Origin of the sequence: Streptomyces erythrochromogenes (assembly GCF_036170895.1) — a bacterium.
Classification (GTDB): Bacteria; Actinomycetota; Actinomycetes; order Streptomycetales; family Streptomycetaceae; genus Streptomyces; species Streptomyces erythrochromogenes.
Genome location: NZ_CP108036.1, coordinates 1,255,627 through 1,267,798, shown reverse-complemented (window position 1 = coordinate 1,267,798; position 12,172 = coordinate 1,255,627). Strand labels below are relative to the sequence as shown.

The 12,172-nt window shown below is 70.3% G+C and carries 12 protein-coding genes and 1 pseudogene; 2 read left to right on the top strand and 11 right to left on the bottom strand.

The genetic code is table 11. The annotated features are described in order from the left end of the window. Positions 1-334 precede the first annotated feature (334 nt). The 6 genes from OHA91_RS06120 to OHA91_RS06095 form a co-directional block, all read right to left on the bottom strand. Complete coding sequence (locus OHA91_RS06120; protein ID WP_031147093.1) at positions 335-1,291, bottom strand: sigma-70 family RNA polymerase sigma factor; 957 nt, start codon at positions 1,289-1,291, stop codon at positions 335-337. Positions 1,292-1,363: 72 nt separating this feature from the next. After that, positions 1,364-2,398 carry a hypothetical protein gene (locus OHA91_RS06115; RefSeq protein WP_328738788.1) on the bottom strand — a complete coding sequence of 345 codons (1,035 nt, stop codon included), beginning with the start codon at positions 2,396-2,398 and terminating at the stop codon, positions 1,364-1,366. A 23-nt stretch (positions 2,399-2,421) separates the two neighbouring features. Next, positions 2,422-2,631, bottom strand: coding sequence for a hypothetical protein (locus tag OHA91_RS06110; protein ID WP_328738787.1), 210 nt, complete (start codon positions 2,629-2,631; stop codon positions 2,422-2,424). 36 nt (positions 2,632-2,667) lie between these two features. Next, on the bottom strand, positions 2,668-3,873 hold the full coding sequence (locus OHA91_RS06105) for an NAD(P)/FAD-dependent oxidoreductase (protein WP_328738786.1): 1,206 nt from the start codon (positions 3,871-3,873) through the stop codon (positions 2,668-2,670). 542 nt (positions 3,874-4,415) lie between these two features. Further along, a complete protein-coding gene (locus OHA91_RS06100; protein WP_266494101.1) occupies positions 4,416-4,625 on the bottom strand; it encodes a hypothetical protein in 210 nt (69 codons plus the stop codon). A gap of 5 nt (positions 4,626-4,630) precedes the next feature. Beyond that, positions 4,631-4,951, bottom strand: coding sequence for a hypothetical protein (locus OHA91_RS06095; protein ID WP_328738784.1), 321 nt, complete (start codon positions 4,949-4,951; stop codon positions 4,631-4,633). 204 nt (positions 4,952-5,155) lie between these two features. Between OHA91_RS06095 and OHA91_RS06090 the strand changes: the two are divergent. Beyond that, a pseudogene (locus tag OHA91_RS06090) lies at positions 5,156-5,628 on the top strand (cation:proton antiporter domain-containing protein); the annotation flags it as partial. Positions 5,629-5,873: 245 nt separating this feature from the next. On the opposite strand, the gene OHA91_RS06085 reads toward OHA91_RS06090, so the two are convergent. The 5 genes from OHA91_RS06085 to OHA91_RS06065 all read right to left on the bottom strand — a co-directional run bounded on the left by OHA91_RS06085 (position 5,874) and on the right by OHA91_RS06065 (position 10,523). Continuing rightward, positions 5,874-6,956: an SPFH domain-containing protein gene (locus OHA91_RS06085; protein WP_051892716.1), complete on the bottom strand. Its 1,083-nt coding sequence runs from the start codon at positions 6,954-6,956 to the stop codon at positions 5,874-5,876. A 3-nt stretch (positions 6,957-6,959) separates the two neighbouring features. Beyond that, the gene (locus tag OHA91_RS06080) at positions 6,960-7,391 is read right to left on the bottom strand and encodes an NfeD family protein (RefSeq protein WP_031147106.1); all 432 of its coding nucleotides are present in this window, start codon (positions 7,389-7,391) and stop codon (positions 6,960-6,962) included. A 284-nt stretch (positions 7,392-7,675) separates the two neighbouring features. Then, entirely contained in the window at positions 7,676-8,062 is a 387-nt protein-coding gene (locus tag OHA91_RS06075) for an ATP-binding protein (RefSeq protein WP_051892718.1), read from the bottom strand. 149 nt (positions 8,063-8,211) lie between these two features. Then, positions 8,212-8,385, bottom strand: coding sequence for a hypothetical protein (locus OHA91_RS06070; protein WP_158714714.1), 174 nt, complete (start codon positions 8,383-8,385; stop codon positions 8,212-8,214). A gap of 722 nt (positions 8,386-9,107) precedes the next feature. After that, a complete protein-coding gene (locus OHA91_RS06065; RefSeq protein WP_328738783.1) occupies positions 9,108-10,523 on the bottom strand; it encodes a glycosyltransferase family 87 protein in 1,416 nt (471 codons plus the stop codon). 113 nt (positions 10,524-10,636) lie between these two features. Between OHA91_RS06065 and OHA91_RS06060 the strand changes: the two genes are divergently transcribed. Then, a complete protein-coding gene (locus OHA91_RS06060; protein ID WP_328738782.1) occupies positions 10,637-11,797 on the top strand; it encodes a molybdopterin-dependent oxidoreductase in 1,161 nt (386 codons plus the stop codon). Positions 11,798-12,172: the final 375 nt, after the last annotated feature.

Below are 12,172 nucleotides of genomic sequence, written 5' to 3'. Positions count from 1 at the left end.
TTCACCTGCCTGTCCGGGCCGCGGTCCGGACCGACCTCGCCAACGCGCTGCCGGGCAATCAGCCACTCGTGCCAGGCCGTCTCCGCTTCGGCGAGCTCAGCGAGTACCCGGTCCGCCACCTCCCGAAGCTCCTCCGCGCGCTCATGTGCGGCCAGCTCCCGCTCCTCCAGGAGACCCACCACCGACGCCGTCCCGGCACCTCCACCAACGAGACAACCCAACGGCCCGAGCATGCCTCGCCATGCCGGCATCATGCCTGAACTGCGGAAACCCGCCGATCAAGTTCGTTACGACAACGGCTTCTTAGACCGTGTCCTATGAGGATGTCGTGGGGTCACCACTGGGCGATGAGCGGGGCGTCCGGTTCGTGCTGCCGCCAGGCTTCGCTGAGGCGGGCGAGGCGGTGGGGGGCGGCGATGCCGTGCATGGTTGCGATCTTGCCGTTGATGATGTCGAACATCGTGGAGCCGACGACCTGGTCGCCGACCACGAAGAGGATGGCGGGGACGCCGTTGACGAGTGCGTAGTGGATGGCGGGCGTGCCACCGGCAAGTCGCCGCTTCGCGTCCGTGGGTTTGAAGCCGGCCCGTACGACGGCGGCGATGCGCTGCGGAGTGTCGTAGCGCAGCAGCTTCTCGGCCAGGCCGCCGGCGCCGTCGGAGATCGCGGTCGCGTCGTCGGTGAGCAGCGCCACCAGCCGTTCGGTGCGGCCCGAGGCGGCGGCGGCGAGGAACTCCTCGACGATCCTGCGGGCGGATGCGGCGTCGACTTCGGCGCCACCGCTGCGGGCGGCGGTGATGCGGCGGCGAGCCCGGTGGAGGTGCTGCTGGCTCGCGGACTCGGTGATGTCGAGGATCTCGGCGATCTCGGCGTGGCTGTAGGAGAACGCTTCGCGCAGGACGTAGACGGCCCGTTCGGCGGGGGACAGGCGCTCCATGAGCGTCAGCAGGGCCAGGGAGACCGATTCGCGCTGTTCGAAGGTGTCGGCCGGGCCGAGCATCGGGTCGCCGTCGAGGAGCGGTTCGGGCAGCCAGGCGCCGGCGGTGCGTTCGCGGCGGGCTTGCGCCGAGCGGAGCCGGTCGACGCACAGGTTGGTGACGACCTTGGTCAGCCATGCTTCCGGCACCTTGATCCGCTGCCGGTCGGCGGCCTGCCAGCGCAGGAACGCGTCCTGCACGGCGTCTTCGGCGTCGGTGGCGGAGCCCAGGAGCCGGTACGCCAGCGAGGCCAGCCTGTTCCGGCTGGCCTCGAACCGACTGGTGTCGAAATGATCAGTGGCGGCGCTGTCCATGTGAACCACCTTAAGAACGCCGCTTTCTGTGCCGCTGGGCGGGGGCGTCCCAGGCCGGTGGGTGCTGTGGTGTCAGACCGTCGCGTGCAGGGCCGGCTGTGCGTCCCTGTCTTCGACGGTGGCGGTAGGACGGCGGCGCAGGTTGCCGGCCAGGCACAGCACCACGCCGAGCGTGAGCCACGCCACCAGGACGGTGGCGGAGCGGGTGGCGCCGTGGCCGTCGAAGAAGGCGGTGGAGCGCAGCAGTTGGCCTCCGGCCCCGGGGGGTAGCAGTTGGCCGAGGGCGCCGGACCAGCCGGGCAGCATCTCGGGTGCGGTCGCTGTGCCCGACAGGGGGTTGCCGATGAGCATCATCGTGGCGGCGCCGAGCCCGAAGCCGACGTACCCGAGCAGTGACTCGAGGCCGAGGATGCTCAGGGAGGTGGCTGCGATGGTCACGGCGATGGCGCCGCTGTTGGCCCAGTAGGAGCCGTCGAGTGAGCCGAGCCAGAACTGCAGGATCGCTGCCACGGCAAGTCCGCCGGTGATGGCGAAGGCGAACGCTCCGGTGACGCGGCGGAGGTTGCCGCGGACGAGCCTGGTCAAGAGCAGGGCGGCGAGTAGGCCGCCCATGACCAGTGGCAGAGCTCCGGCGGACAGTCCGGCACCGCGCGGGTCACCGGCCGGCAGCGGGATGAGGTCGCGGACGGTGACCGCTGTGTTGCTTCCCTGTCCCTGGCTGAGACCGGTCGCGATGCTGTTCAGGGCCTGCGCGACTGCGGTGCTTGCGGCGGATGCGGTGATGACCTGTGGGGTGCCAGAGCTCAGATCGATCGCCCCGTACACCTTGCGGTCGCGGATCAGTTGTTCGGCGGCGGCCGTGTCGGCGACCTCTGTGACCTCGAAACCGTCGGGAAGCCGTTGGTCGAGTAAGGGCGTGATCTGCTTGACGGCGGGTGCGGGCCCGGCCACGGCGATCGGCACATCATGCACCGATGAGCGTACTGACGGCCAGGCGAAGGCGGTGAGCAGCAGGCTGATGCTCACCGTGAGCAAGGCGACTGCCCTGGCCACGCTCGGCCAGGGTGAGGGCGACGCGTTGGCGGGGGCCGCGGCTTGAGTGGACATGCTTCTCCTTCAGAGGAGGGGGTTCATCGCCGGGCGAGGGGGGCTTCGGTCTCGGCGCGGGTCAGCTCTTCCGGATTGCGGTCGCAGCAGCAGCCGCTGATGCGGGCCTTCTCGAGACGGACTGTCAGGACGCCGTCGAGTTCACCGGTCAGGCAGGGGATGAGAGCCGGGTTCACCACGGTGATTTCGCTGGATGGGCACGCCGCGTCGAGTGGCTCAAGGTTTTGGAACAAGGCCGGGATGTATGCCCAGTGAGCCTGGGGACGCAGCTACGCGACCGACTTCTCGGCGAAGGACACATCCGAGGCGGCAGCGGCCAGGCGGTGCTTGCGCTTGGGCAGGCCGAAAGTCGGGTGCGAGGTGGCCCACAGCGACATCCAGAGGATGCCCGCCTTGATCCGGGCAGCCTTGCGGCCGCCCATGTACTTCGACTTTGCCTGCCCTTCGTGGTCGACCATCTGCAGGATTCCGTCCCGCCGCCCGAGGCTGATGTGGTTGCCCGGGTACTCCAGCCTGGTGTTCGCGATCTTGCTGCCGGTCAGGCGTCCCACGATCGCGTCCACCGCCTGCCGGCCGGTGTAGCCGGCCGAAGCGCAGGACATCGGCAGTGGCCGGCCGTTGTCGCCGATGGCGTAGGCGCTGTCACCGGCGGCGTAGACGTTCGGGTGCGAGATCGACCGCATGGTGCGATCCACCACGATCCGGCCGTCCTCGGTGACCTCCAGCCCGCTTACGGCGGCGATGGGGCTGACCGCGAACCCGGCCGTCCACACGGTCGCGTCGGCCGCCAGGGCGGTTCCGTCGGCGCACAGCACCCGCGTCGCTTCGACGGCTTCGACGCTGGTGTGCTCCAGGACGATGATGCCCAGCCGGTCGCAGGTCTGGCGCAAGTGGGTGCGGGCTCCGGGGGAGAGCGGGGCGCCCAGCTCTCCGCGGGCGACCAGCGTCACCGACAGGCCGGGCCGGGATTCGGCGATCTCGGTGGCGGTCTCGATGCCGGTCAACCCGTCGCCGACGACCAGGACATGCCGGCCTTCATCCCGCTTGCTCAGGCTGTCCAGGCGCTCGCGCAGGCGCAGCGCGGAGGGCCGTGCGGCGACATCGAAGGCGTGCTCGGCCACGCCGGGGACGCCGTGGTCGGCGCCGTGGCTGCCGAGTGCGTAGAGAAGCGTGTCGTAGCCGAGCTCGCCGCCGCCGTCGGCATCGGCCAAGGCGACGACCTGGCGCTCGGGGTCGACGGTGGTGACACGGGCCCGGCGCAGCCGTATCGCCGTGCCCGCGAAGACCTCGGCGAGCTGTGGAGCCTCGATCTCCTGGCCGGCCGCGAGCTGGTGCAGCCGCAGCCGCTGGACGAAGTCCGGCTCGGCGTTGACCACGGTGATCTCGGTGTCCGCCGGGGACAGCCGGCGGGCCAGGGTTCCGGCCACGTACGCCCCGGCGTAGCCGGCACCGAGGACGACGATGCGGTGCTTCATGTCTCGCTCCTGTCGGTTCGCTTGCTTCCGGTGACTTGAGCGGAACAACGACCCGATTCCTGACAAGAACTGGATGTGATGTGATGCGGGTCACGGGTCGACAGGGCTATGGCCAGGCCGCTTCGGGGGCGGGGCACGAGGGCAACCGGCCCCAGGTCGATCCGGGCGTCCATGTCCAGGCGGAGGGTGCCGTACGGGCTGACGTTGGACCAGAACGGCGCGGTCAGGCCCCTCCGATCCTCGTCTCTGAGCGTCTTCGTTCATGCCGGTTCGGCCAGAACTTGCCGGACCAGCAGTGTGTGGATGTGGACGAGTGCGTACTGAAGCATGTGCAGGGCGAGCATCGAGGTCTCGGCGTGCTGTTTGTCCGGGCCGGTAGGGCGTCGTCCTTGCCGTAGGGGAGCACGGTGGTGGAGCTGTTCCCGTTCTCCATGACCTGGAGCCCCCACCATGGACCTCGAAGGCCGACACGCGAAGCGCGGGCGGAGTGCCGGAGGCCCGCAGGTGACGGACCGGAGAACCGAGAGCCTCGCCCTGTCCGCTCAGCCGCGGCCGGCCCGTGAGCCGAGCATGGCCAGGCCCGTGATGAGCGCGGCGAGGCCGATGACCAGCACCGGAAACCCGGGGCCCGGCAGGACGTACAGCCAGGCGCCGGCCAGTGTTGCAGGTGCGCCGACGATCACGAGCGCGACCGCGATACGGGGCTCCGTGAGGTTGCGCCGCGCCCATCCGAGGAGTCCGCCTCCCGGCATCGCGATCAACTCTCCGCTCGCGGGTTCACGCGGCGGGAGGCCCGTTCGGCATGCAGGAAGCACGTCGCGGCCACCACCACGAATCCGAAGCCCAGACCCGTGCAGGCCATGACGACGCCCGAGGGCGCGTCGATCATGCGGGGGACGGCGTTCAGTGGCATCACGGCATAGAGGCTGAGCAGGGCCCATGCGTAAGGACGGACGGCCGGCCGCGGCCCTCGAAGCCCGCGCGGGGTCCAGCCGTTGAGCACCGCCAACGCCAGGGGGAGTACGAGCAGTGTGCCTGCCGCCAGGGCGATGCCGTGGTAGAGCGGATCTCCGTTCATGGACACCTCTCTGATGCGTAGGCCCACGATAGACGGCCGAAAAGTGACGCATTCATGCCGGAGTCCGGCAATGTACGGCCGTCCGGACTGCCGTCAGGGGCCCTTCGAGAGGACGTAAGGGATACGTAAAGTGGCCGGTGGAGTGCCGGGAAGCCCGGTCGGCGATCACGAAACACATCTCTTCTCGAATCGGGGGATCCTGCCATGGTGCTCGTCGCTGTCTTCGGTGTGGCCCTGCTGTCGCAGTCCTTCTCTCCGGGCTCGCCGCCCGCACCGTGCTGTCGGCCTCGCTGCTGTTCCTCGTGGGCGGAGCTGTGGTCAGTGACGGGTTCCTCGGGCTGATCCACATCACCGCTGACAGCCCGATCGTGGCCGTCACCGCCGATCTGGCCCTGTTCGCCGTGCTGTTCACCGACGGCATGCACGTCTCCTTCCCGAAGCTGCGGGAGAACTGGAAGAACCCGGCCCGCGCCCTGGGGCTCGGCATGCCACTGGCCGTGGCCGGCATGGCGCTGATCACCCACTATCTCGTCGGGTTGGACTGGACGACGTCCTTCCTGGTCGGCGCCGTGCTGGCACCGACGGACCCGGTGTTCGCCTCCGCCATCGTCGGCCGCAAGGAGGTTCCGGCGAAGCTGCGCCAGCTGCTGAACGTGGAGAGCGGCATCAACGAGGGGCGGCCTGAACGCCGCGCTGCGGACCCTTCCCCCCCGAGCAGGTTCTGCTGGCCGACCATCCACGCATGATCGACCCCGCGTGCGGTCACTGATCGCTGGGATCGGGCGGCGGCCCGCTGCCGGCGGCAGACGGTAGCGAGGCGGCCGAACTGTTCGAGCGGCGGCCGTGCCCGTCCGCTCCCGTGGGGTGAGGCCGGCGTCGGCGCACCCCGAGCGGGCCACGTCGTGATCGACGTGAAGGGGAGTCAGTTCTGCGGACCGGGCGCCGGCGCTGCCTCGTCGCCGCGTCCTCCGGCCTCGCGCCGTGCTGCGAGCGCGCCGCCCGCCGTGCTGTCGGCTTCCGCGGCATCGGCGAGGGCCTCCGCCGCGGCTTCCGCCGCCTGTGCCGCGTCGTTCGCCGCCTGGACGGCCAGGTCGTCGGACGACGCCTCGCGGGTGGCGGCGGACTGGGGAAGGACTTCGGTGAAGGCGCGGGTGACGTTCTGGAGGGCGGAGGTGACCTCGCCGGGTATCACCCAGAACGTGCTGCCGGGGCCTTGCGCGATCTGGGGGAGCATCTGGAGGTACTGGTAGGCGAGCAGTTTGGGGTCGGGGTCGTTGCGGTGGACGGCTTGGAACACCTCGTCTATGGCGCGGGACTGACCTTCGGCCCTGAGGATCTCCGCGGTCCGGTTGCCCTCCGCCCGGAGGACGGCGGACTGCTTGTCGCCTTCCGCGGTGAGGATCTGGGACTGGCGCTGCCCCTCGGCTCCGAGGATGGCGGCCCGCTTGTCCCGCTCGGCCCGCATCTGCTTCTCCATCGCGTCCTTGATGGACTGCGGCGGGTCGATGGCCTTGATCTCGACCCGGTTGACCCTGAGCCCCCACTTGCCGGTGGCCTCGTCGAGCACGCCGCGGAGCTGGTTGTTGATGGTGTCCCGTGAGGTCAGGGTCTTCTCCAGGTCCATGGACCCGACGACGTTGCGCAGCGTGGTGACCGTCAGCTGTTCCACCGCCTGGAGGAAGTTGGCGATCTCGTACGCTGCCGCGCGCGGGTCGGTGACCTGGAAGTACAGCACGGTGTCGATCTCGACGACCAGGTTGTCCTCCGTGATGACCGGCTGCGGTTTGAAAGAGACGACCTGCTCGCGCAGGTCGATCACCGGATAGACGCGGTCGATGTACGGGATGACGACGTTGAGCCCGGGCTTCAGGGTGCGGTGGTAGCGGCCGAGCCGTTCGACGTTGCGGGCGCGGGCCTGGGGCACGATCCGCACCGCCCGCAGCACGGTGAAGACGGCGAGCGCCGCGACGAGCAGGCCTGCTATGAGGAACGCGGAGATCTCCATGGCTCACTCCCGGGGATAGACGAGCGCGGTGGTGCCTTTGATCTCGATGACGTCGACGGTCGTGCCGGGAGGGATCACCAGCGTCTCGTCATAGGCGCGCGCCGTCCATTCCTCACCGCCTATACGGACTCTGCCACCCAGCTTTGACACCTCCGATGTCACGTAGGCGACCCCGCCGACCAGGGCGTCCACGCCGAAGCGCCCGCCCGGCGGCGGAGACAGGCGGCGGAGCACAACCGGGCGGACGAAGGCCAAGCTGACCGTCGACACGACCGCGAACACCAGAAACTGCAGGGGGAGGGGCAAACCGACAGCGGCGAATACGGCTGTGACCAGCGCAGCGCCGCCCAGCAAACCGAGCGCGGCGGTGAGAGTGAAGATTTCCACGGCGCCCAGGACCAGAGCGACAATCAGCCAGATCAGCCAGGGATCCATGCCTTACGCCTCCACGCGAGGGAAGGAAGAATACATTGATACCTTTTGTGAAGTTTTACCCGTAAGTTCTGTAGGGAATCAGGCGGATCTCTTTGCTGAAGGTGAGTGGCCCCGGGGCCTGGCCGGGGCCGCGTCACCGGTGCAGCGCGCCCGGACGACGGATACACGCCCCGACCGGGAACGACACCCCGGCCGTCCACCGCTTCTCGTGGACACAACCGACGGACCTGACCGGAGGGGGGCCGGATCTCCCGTCTCCAGCGGCCTGCGGGCGTCGGTGCCCGTCAGGGAGCGAGCGCGATGGAGGCCGTGACCCGCTTGCCGACGGGCTCGCGGTGAATCTGAAAGGCCAGCGCCACAGCCATGATGATCTCCAGCCCGTGCTGTCCCACCCGGGTGGGATCGGGAGGCAGGATCGCTGGTGGGTCCGGATTGCTGTCCCAGACGGCCACATCCACGCACCCCTCCCGGACTTCGAGATTCAGCAGGCTGGGGCCGGGTGCGTATTTACGAGTGTTGGTGACCAGCTCACTGACGACCAGCTCCACCAGATCCAGGGCGCGGTCGGAGACGTGCACGCCGTGGGCGGCCTGCACCTCGGCCAGGAAGGAGCGGGTCAGCTGTCGGGCCTCGGCGATCGGCTCGCTGCCCTCGAATCCCGCGGAGAACACTATGGGGTGAGGGAGCCGCGACGCATCAGGATCTGGTCTCCCTGCCGACTCGTCCGGCAGGCGCCGCCCCACTCTCGGGAGGTCACGCCGCCGAAGCCGTTCCCCACTCACGCCGTCGCATTCCTGTTCATTGTCGGGCGCCGACACTGCTACGAGCGGGCGGCTGCGGCAGACATGACGACGCCCGTCATGAGCAGTGCCAAGCCAAGGACGAGGACGAGGACGGACGAGCCGCGCCCGGGCAACACCTGCATCGCCAGTCCGGCCAGAGCGAGCGGTGCGCCGACGGCGGCCAGCGCCTTTCCGATCGTTCGTTCCGGCATGGGCTGCTCATTCCTGGGCTGTGGAAACGGTCCATGGGGACTGATCCGGCCTGCGAGATCTGGCTCACTTCGGGGGCGTGAGCCGCCGATCCGCTTCCTGGGCGCGACGCGACGGCTGTCCGTACGACGGCCATGCGAGGGGCGGATGAGGAATGCCTGCCAGTCAGGGGCGCGGCGGTGGCGGGACGCGGCGGACCGACCCCCGACGGTCTCGGTCCGCGGCGCGACCGCGACGGCGGTCCGCTCGGGCCGTGGGAGGAGCCCGCACAGCGGAGATGGTGAAGAGGCAGAGTAGCGCGGGGCGGCGGGCACGGCGGTGGCCTTCGGTGTCGGCGGTGATGAGGGCGCACTGCCCCCCGGACGCCGACCAGACTTCCCGGCACACCGCGCGCCGAACTCCTGACGCGTTCCTTGCACCGTATCCAGCGGAGGGGCGGATGTCTGCCCCGAGTCCCCGGCATCGTCATATCGGTGCCTGGTTGTGATCAGCCCTGGCGAGATGCGCACCACCAGGCGGCAACGGCCGCCAGGACCAGGGATCCGGCGGCGATGGGCCCGGCCGCTGCCCGGCACCGTGTAGAGGGCGGTGTCGGTAGCGGTGAGGATCACGCCCACCGCCGACAGTGGCGAGCGGGGGCAGCGGACGGCCCGGCGGGAGCCCGCAGCGCACCCATTCCTTGGCGCGCCCGGGTGGTGGCTGACGGACGCCCTCGAGGCAGGCTTCAGGAAGTACGGGGCTCGCCAGCGGGGGCAGCCGGCTCGCTCGGCGAATGGTCGTCCGCCGCACGCGAATCGGCTGTCGTCGTGTGTCGACGGCGCAGGGCCCAACCGGCCAGGACTGCGGCTCCGGCGAGTGCGTAGGCAACCGTGCCGGTCGCGCCGCCGAGGGACCGGCCGGCGATGTAGACGGCCGCGCCCGCGAGGGCGACGCCGAGCCATTCCCAGCGGCCGTCGAGCGCGACCAGGGCGATCAGCAGGAGCGCGTACCAGGAGTAGCCGGGGGTCATGAGCAGGAAGGCCGTTCCGGTGACCAGCAGGGCCCCGCTCCAGGGGCGTGCAGGGTCCCCCCGGCGCAGGACGTGGGCGACCACGGCGAGCATGCCGACGACGACCAGAGGCAGTGCCCAGGCGTCCGGGAAGAGGAGACGGAGCAGGGCGTAGCGCCCGCCCGCGGTGGCGTCCTCGTAGCCCTCTTCCTCGGCGTAGCCGCCGAGATAGCCGAACACGGACGATCGGGAGCCCAGGACGTACGGCAGGTAGGCGAGTGCGACGACCACGGCGGCGGGCACCAGCACGCCGACCACGTCTCGTGTACGCCGTACCCCGGACAGGGCACCAGGCAGCAGGACCGCGGGCAGCATTTTGGTGGCGATCGCCAGGCCGAGCAGCGCGCCGCCGGTCACCTTGTGCCGGGCCACCACCCCGAGGGCGGCGACGGAAAGGAGCACGGCGAGGACGTCCACGTGTGCGTTGTTCACGGCCTCGATCGGCACTGCGGGGCACCACGCCCAGTAGACGGCGTGACGGGGATCGCCCCGGCGGCGCAGGATGAGCACCAGCGCACAGGCCGTCGCGACGGACAGCAGGGCCGCGCCGGTCTGCAGTGCCTTGTGCCGGACGTCCGGTGGCGAGAGGGCATGGACCAGCAGGAAGTAGCCCTCGGCGACGGGCGGGTAGATCGTGTGTACCTGGGGGCGGTTGATGCGGGTACACGTCCCGTCGACCACGGGAGCCCGGTCCGGCCCCGCGCAGGCGGCGGAGCCCTGGGGGAAGAGCCAGTCGTCGCGCAGCCGGGCGAGCGCCGGGTCCGCGGGAGGATGGTCGTACGGGGAGATCCCGGCGGCCTGCACCCTGCCGTCCCAGGCGTAGCGGAAGGAGTCGGTGCTCGTACGGGGAGCCGCGACCAGCCCGGTGGCGGCGACCGCCACGGCGCCTGCGAGTACCAGGGGGACGACGTGCCGGGCCGGTACCCGGCGCAGGGCCCACGCCGCAGCGGCGAACAGCGCCCACGTGGCCGCGTACCACCAGAAGAGTCCGACAGGGTCCGCGAAATAGCCGTCCTTGCGTACGGTCGGCACGAGGATGGCGGTCAGCGCCGCCATCAGCAGGGCGGCGACGGCGGTGTGGCGGCTGTTCATGGCGACAGCCTGGCAGCGCAAGGGTGCCGGGCGTGCCCCGCCCGGCCCGACGTACGCGTTTCGTAAGGTGTCTAAGGCACCGCCGGACGACCGCGGGCGCTGTGATGGGAGGCATGACTCCCCGAACGCGTCGGCGCCCCCTCCTCCCGTCCGTGCGACCGCCCACATTCTCGGGACGCCTGCACGACGCCCGTACCGCCACGTCCGTCGGACGGTGGCTGGGCCTCGCTTTCGCCGTGTGCTTCGTGACGGGGCTGATCAGCCACTACCTCCAGCATCCGCCGGGCTGGTCGGCTGGCCAACTGCCGAGCCGGCCGGTCTGGGGGTACCGGCTCACGCAAGGACTCCACATCGCCTCCGGACTCGCGGCGATCGTGCTGCTGCTCGCGAAGCTGTGGGCGGTCTACCCCCGCTTGTTCGTCCGGCCGCCGTTCCGGTCGGTCCGGCACGCCCTGGAGCGGCTCTCGGTGGCGGTACTGGTGGCGACCGCGGTCTTCCAGGTCTTCACCGGACTCCTCAACGTCGCCGAGTGGTACCCGTGGCCGTTCTCCTTCGTTCCCGTGCACTTCGCCGTGGCCTGGGTGGTGGCGGGCTCGATCCTGTTGCACGTTGCTGTGAAGTCGCCGGAGATCAAGGCCCATTGGGCGCGACGATCGGCGGGGACGTCGGAGCTTGCGGCCGAGGACTCCAGGGACCGGCGCTCGCTCCTGCTGGGTGTCGGCGCGGCGGTCGGGGTGGTGACACTGACCACGGTCGGACAGTCCTTCACCCCGCTCAAGCGGCTCGACCTCTTGGCTCCGCGGCATCCCGACCACGGACCGCAGGGGCTTCCGGTGAACCGTACGGCTGCCGCGGCCGGCGTGACGGAAGCGGCCCTGCGCGACTGGCGGCTGGAGGTGAAGGGGCCGGTGCCGTACAGCCTGACCCTCGACGAACTGTGGTCGCTGCCCCGGACACAGGTGCGGTTGCCGATCGCATGTGTCGAAGGCTGGAGCGTGGAGGCCCGCTGGAGCGGCCTGCGGGTGCGTGACCTGGTGGCGCGGGCCGGCGGGCGGCCGGGCGCCGGCGTGCGCGTGGTCTCTCTCGAAGCGCAGGGTGCCTACCGGGTGATGGAAATGGGCCGGGAGTACGTGCAGGATCCGCTGACCCTGCTCGCTCTCACCCTGAACGGCGAGACCCTGTCGCCGGATCACGGCTACCCGGCGCGGATCATCGCGCCGAACCGGCCGGGCGTGCTGCAGACCAAGTGGGTCACCCGCCTGGAGGTGTTGTGAACAACGAGGACGCCGGTGCGCATGCGGTGGGAGCGGTCCGCTACGGCGTGGGCTCCCTCGGCCTGCTGCTGATGGGAATCGGAGCGTGGCAGCTGTCCGTGGTGCCGGATCCCTGGGAGGTGGGCGTCTGGCTCGTCGGTGCGCTGGTCCTGCACGACGCGCTGATCGCGCCCCTCGTCCTGGTCCTCGGCTTCCTCGTCGCAGCTGTCCCGGCCAGGGGAGTGGTACGGGGTGCCCTGATCACAGGCGGCGCGACGGTGCTGATCACGCTCCCGCTGCTGCTCCGACCGGGCTCCCCGCCCAACCCGTCCGCGCTGCCCCTTCCTTACGGGCGGAACCTGCTGCTGGTCCTCGGAGCGGTGGTGATCTCGGCCG

Excerpts from the sequence above, each read along its gene's own strand:
- OHA91_RS06120 (WP_031147093.1), bottom strand. The coding sequence starts at position 1,291 with ATGGACAGCGCCGCCACTGATCATTTCGACACCAGTCGGTTCGAGGCC.
- OHA91_RS06115 (WP_328738788.1), bottom strand. The coding sequence starts at position 2,398 with ATGTCCACTCAAGCCGCGGCCCCCGCCAACGCGTCGCCCTCACCCTGG.
- OHA91_RS06105 (WP_328738786.1), bottom strand. The coding sequence starts at position 3,873 with ATGAAGCACCGCATCGTCGTCCTCGGTGCCGGCTACGCCGGGGCGTAC.
- OHA91_RS06100 (WP_266494101.1), bottom strand. The coding sequence starts at position 4,625 with ATGCCGGGAGGCGGACTCCTCGGATGGGCGCGGCGCAACCTCACGGAG.
- OHA91_RS06095 (WP_328738784.1), bottom strand. The coding sequence starts at position 4,951 with ATGAACGGAGATCCGCTCTACCACGGCATCGCCCTGGCGGCAGGCACA.
- OHA91_RS06085 (WP_051892716.1), bottom strand. The coding sequence starts at position 6,956 with ATGGAGATCTCCGCGTTCCTCATAGCAGGCCTGCTCGTCGCGGCGCTC.
- OHA91_RS06080 (WP_031147106.1), bottom strand. The coding sequence starts at position 7,391 with ATGGATCCCTGGCTGATCTGGCTGATTGTCGCTCTGGTCCTGGGCGCC.
- OHA91_RS06070 (WP_158714714.1), bottom strand. The coding sequence starts at position 8,385 with ATGCCGGAACGAACGATCGGAAAGGCGCTGGCCGCCGTCGGCGCACCG.
- OHA91_RS06065 (WP_328738783.1), bottom strand. The coding sequence starts at position 10,523 with ATGAACAGCCGCCACACCGCCGTCGCCGCCCTGCTGATGGCGGCGCTG.
- OHA91_RS06060 (WP_328738782.1), top strand. The coding sequence starts at position 10,637 with ATGACTCCCCGAACGCGTCGGCGCCCCCTCCTCCCGTCCGTGCGACCG.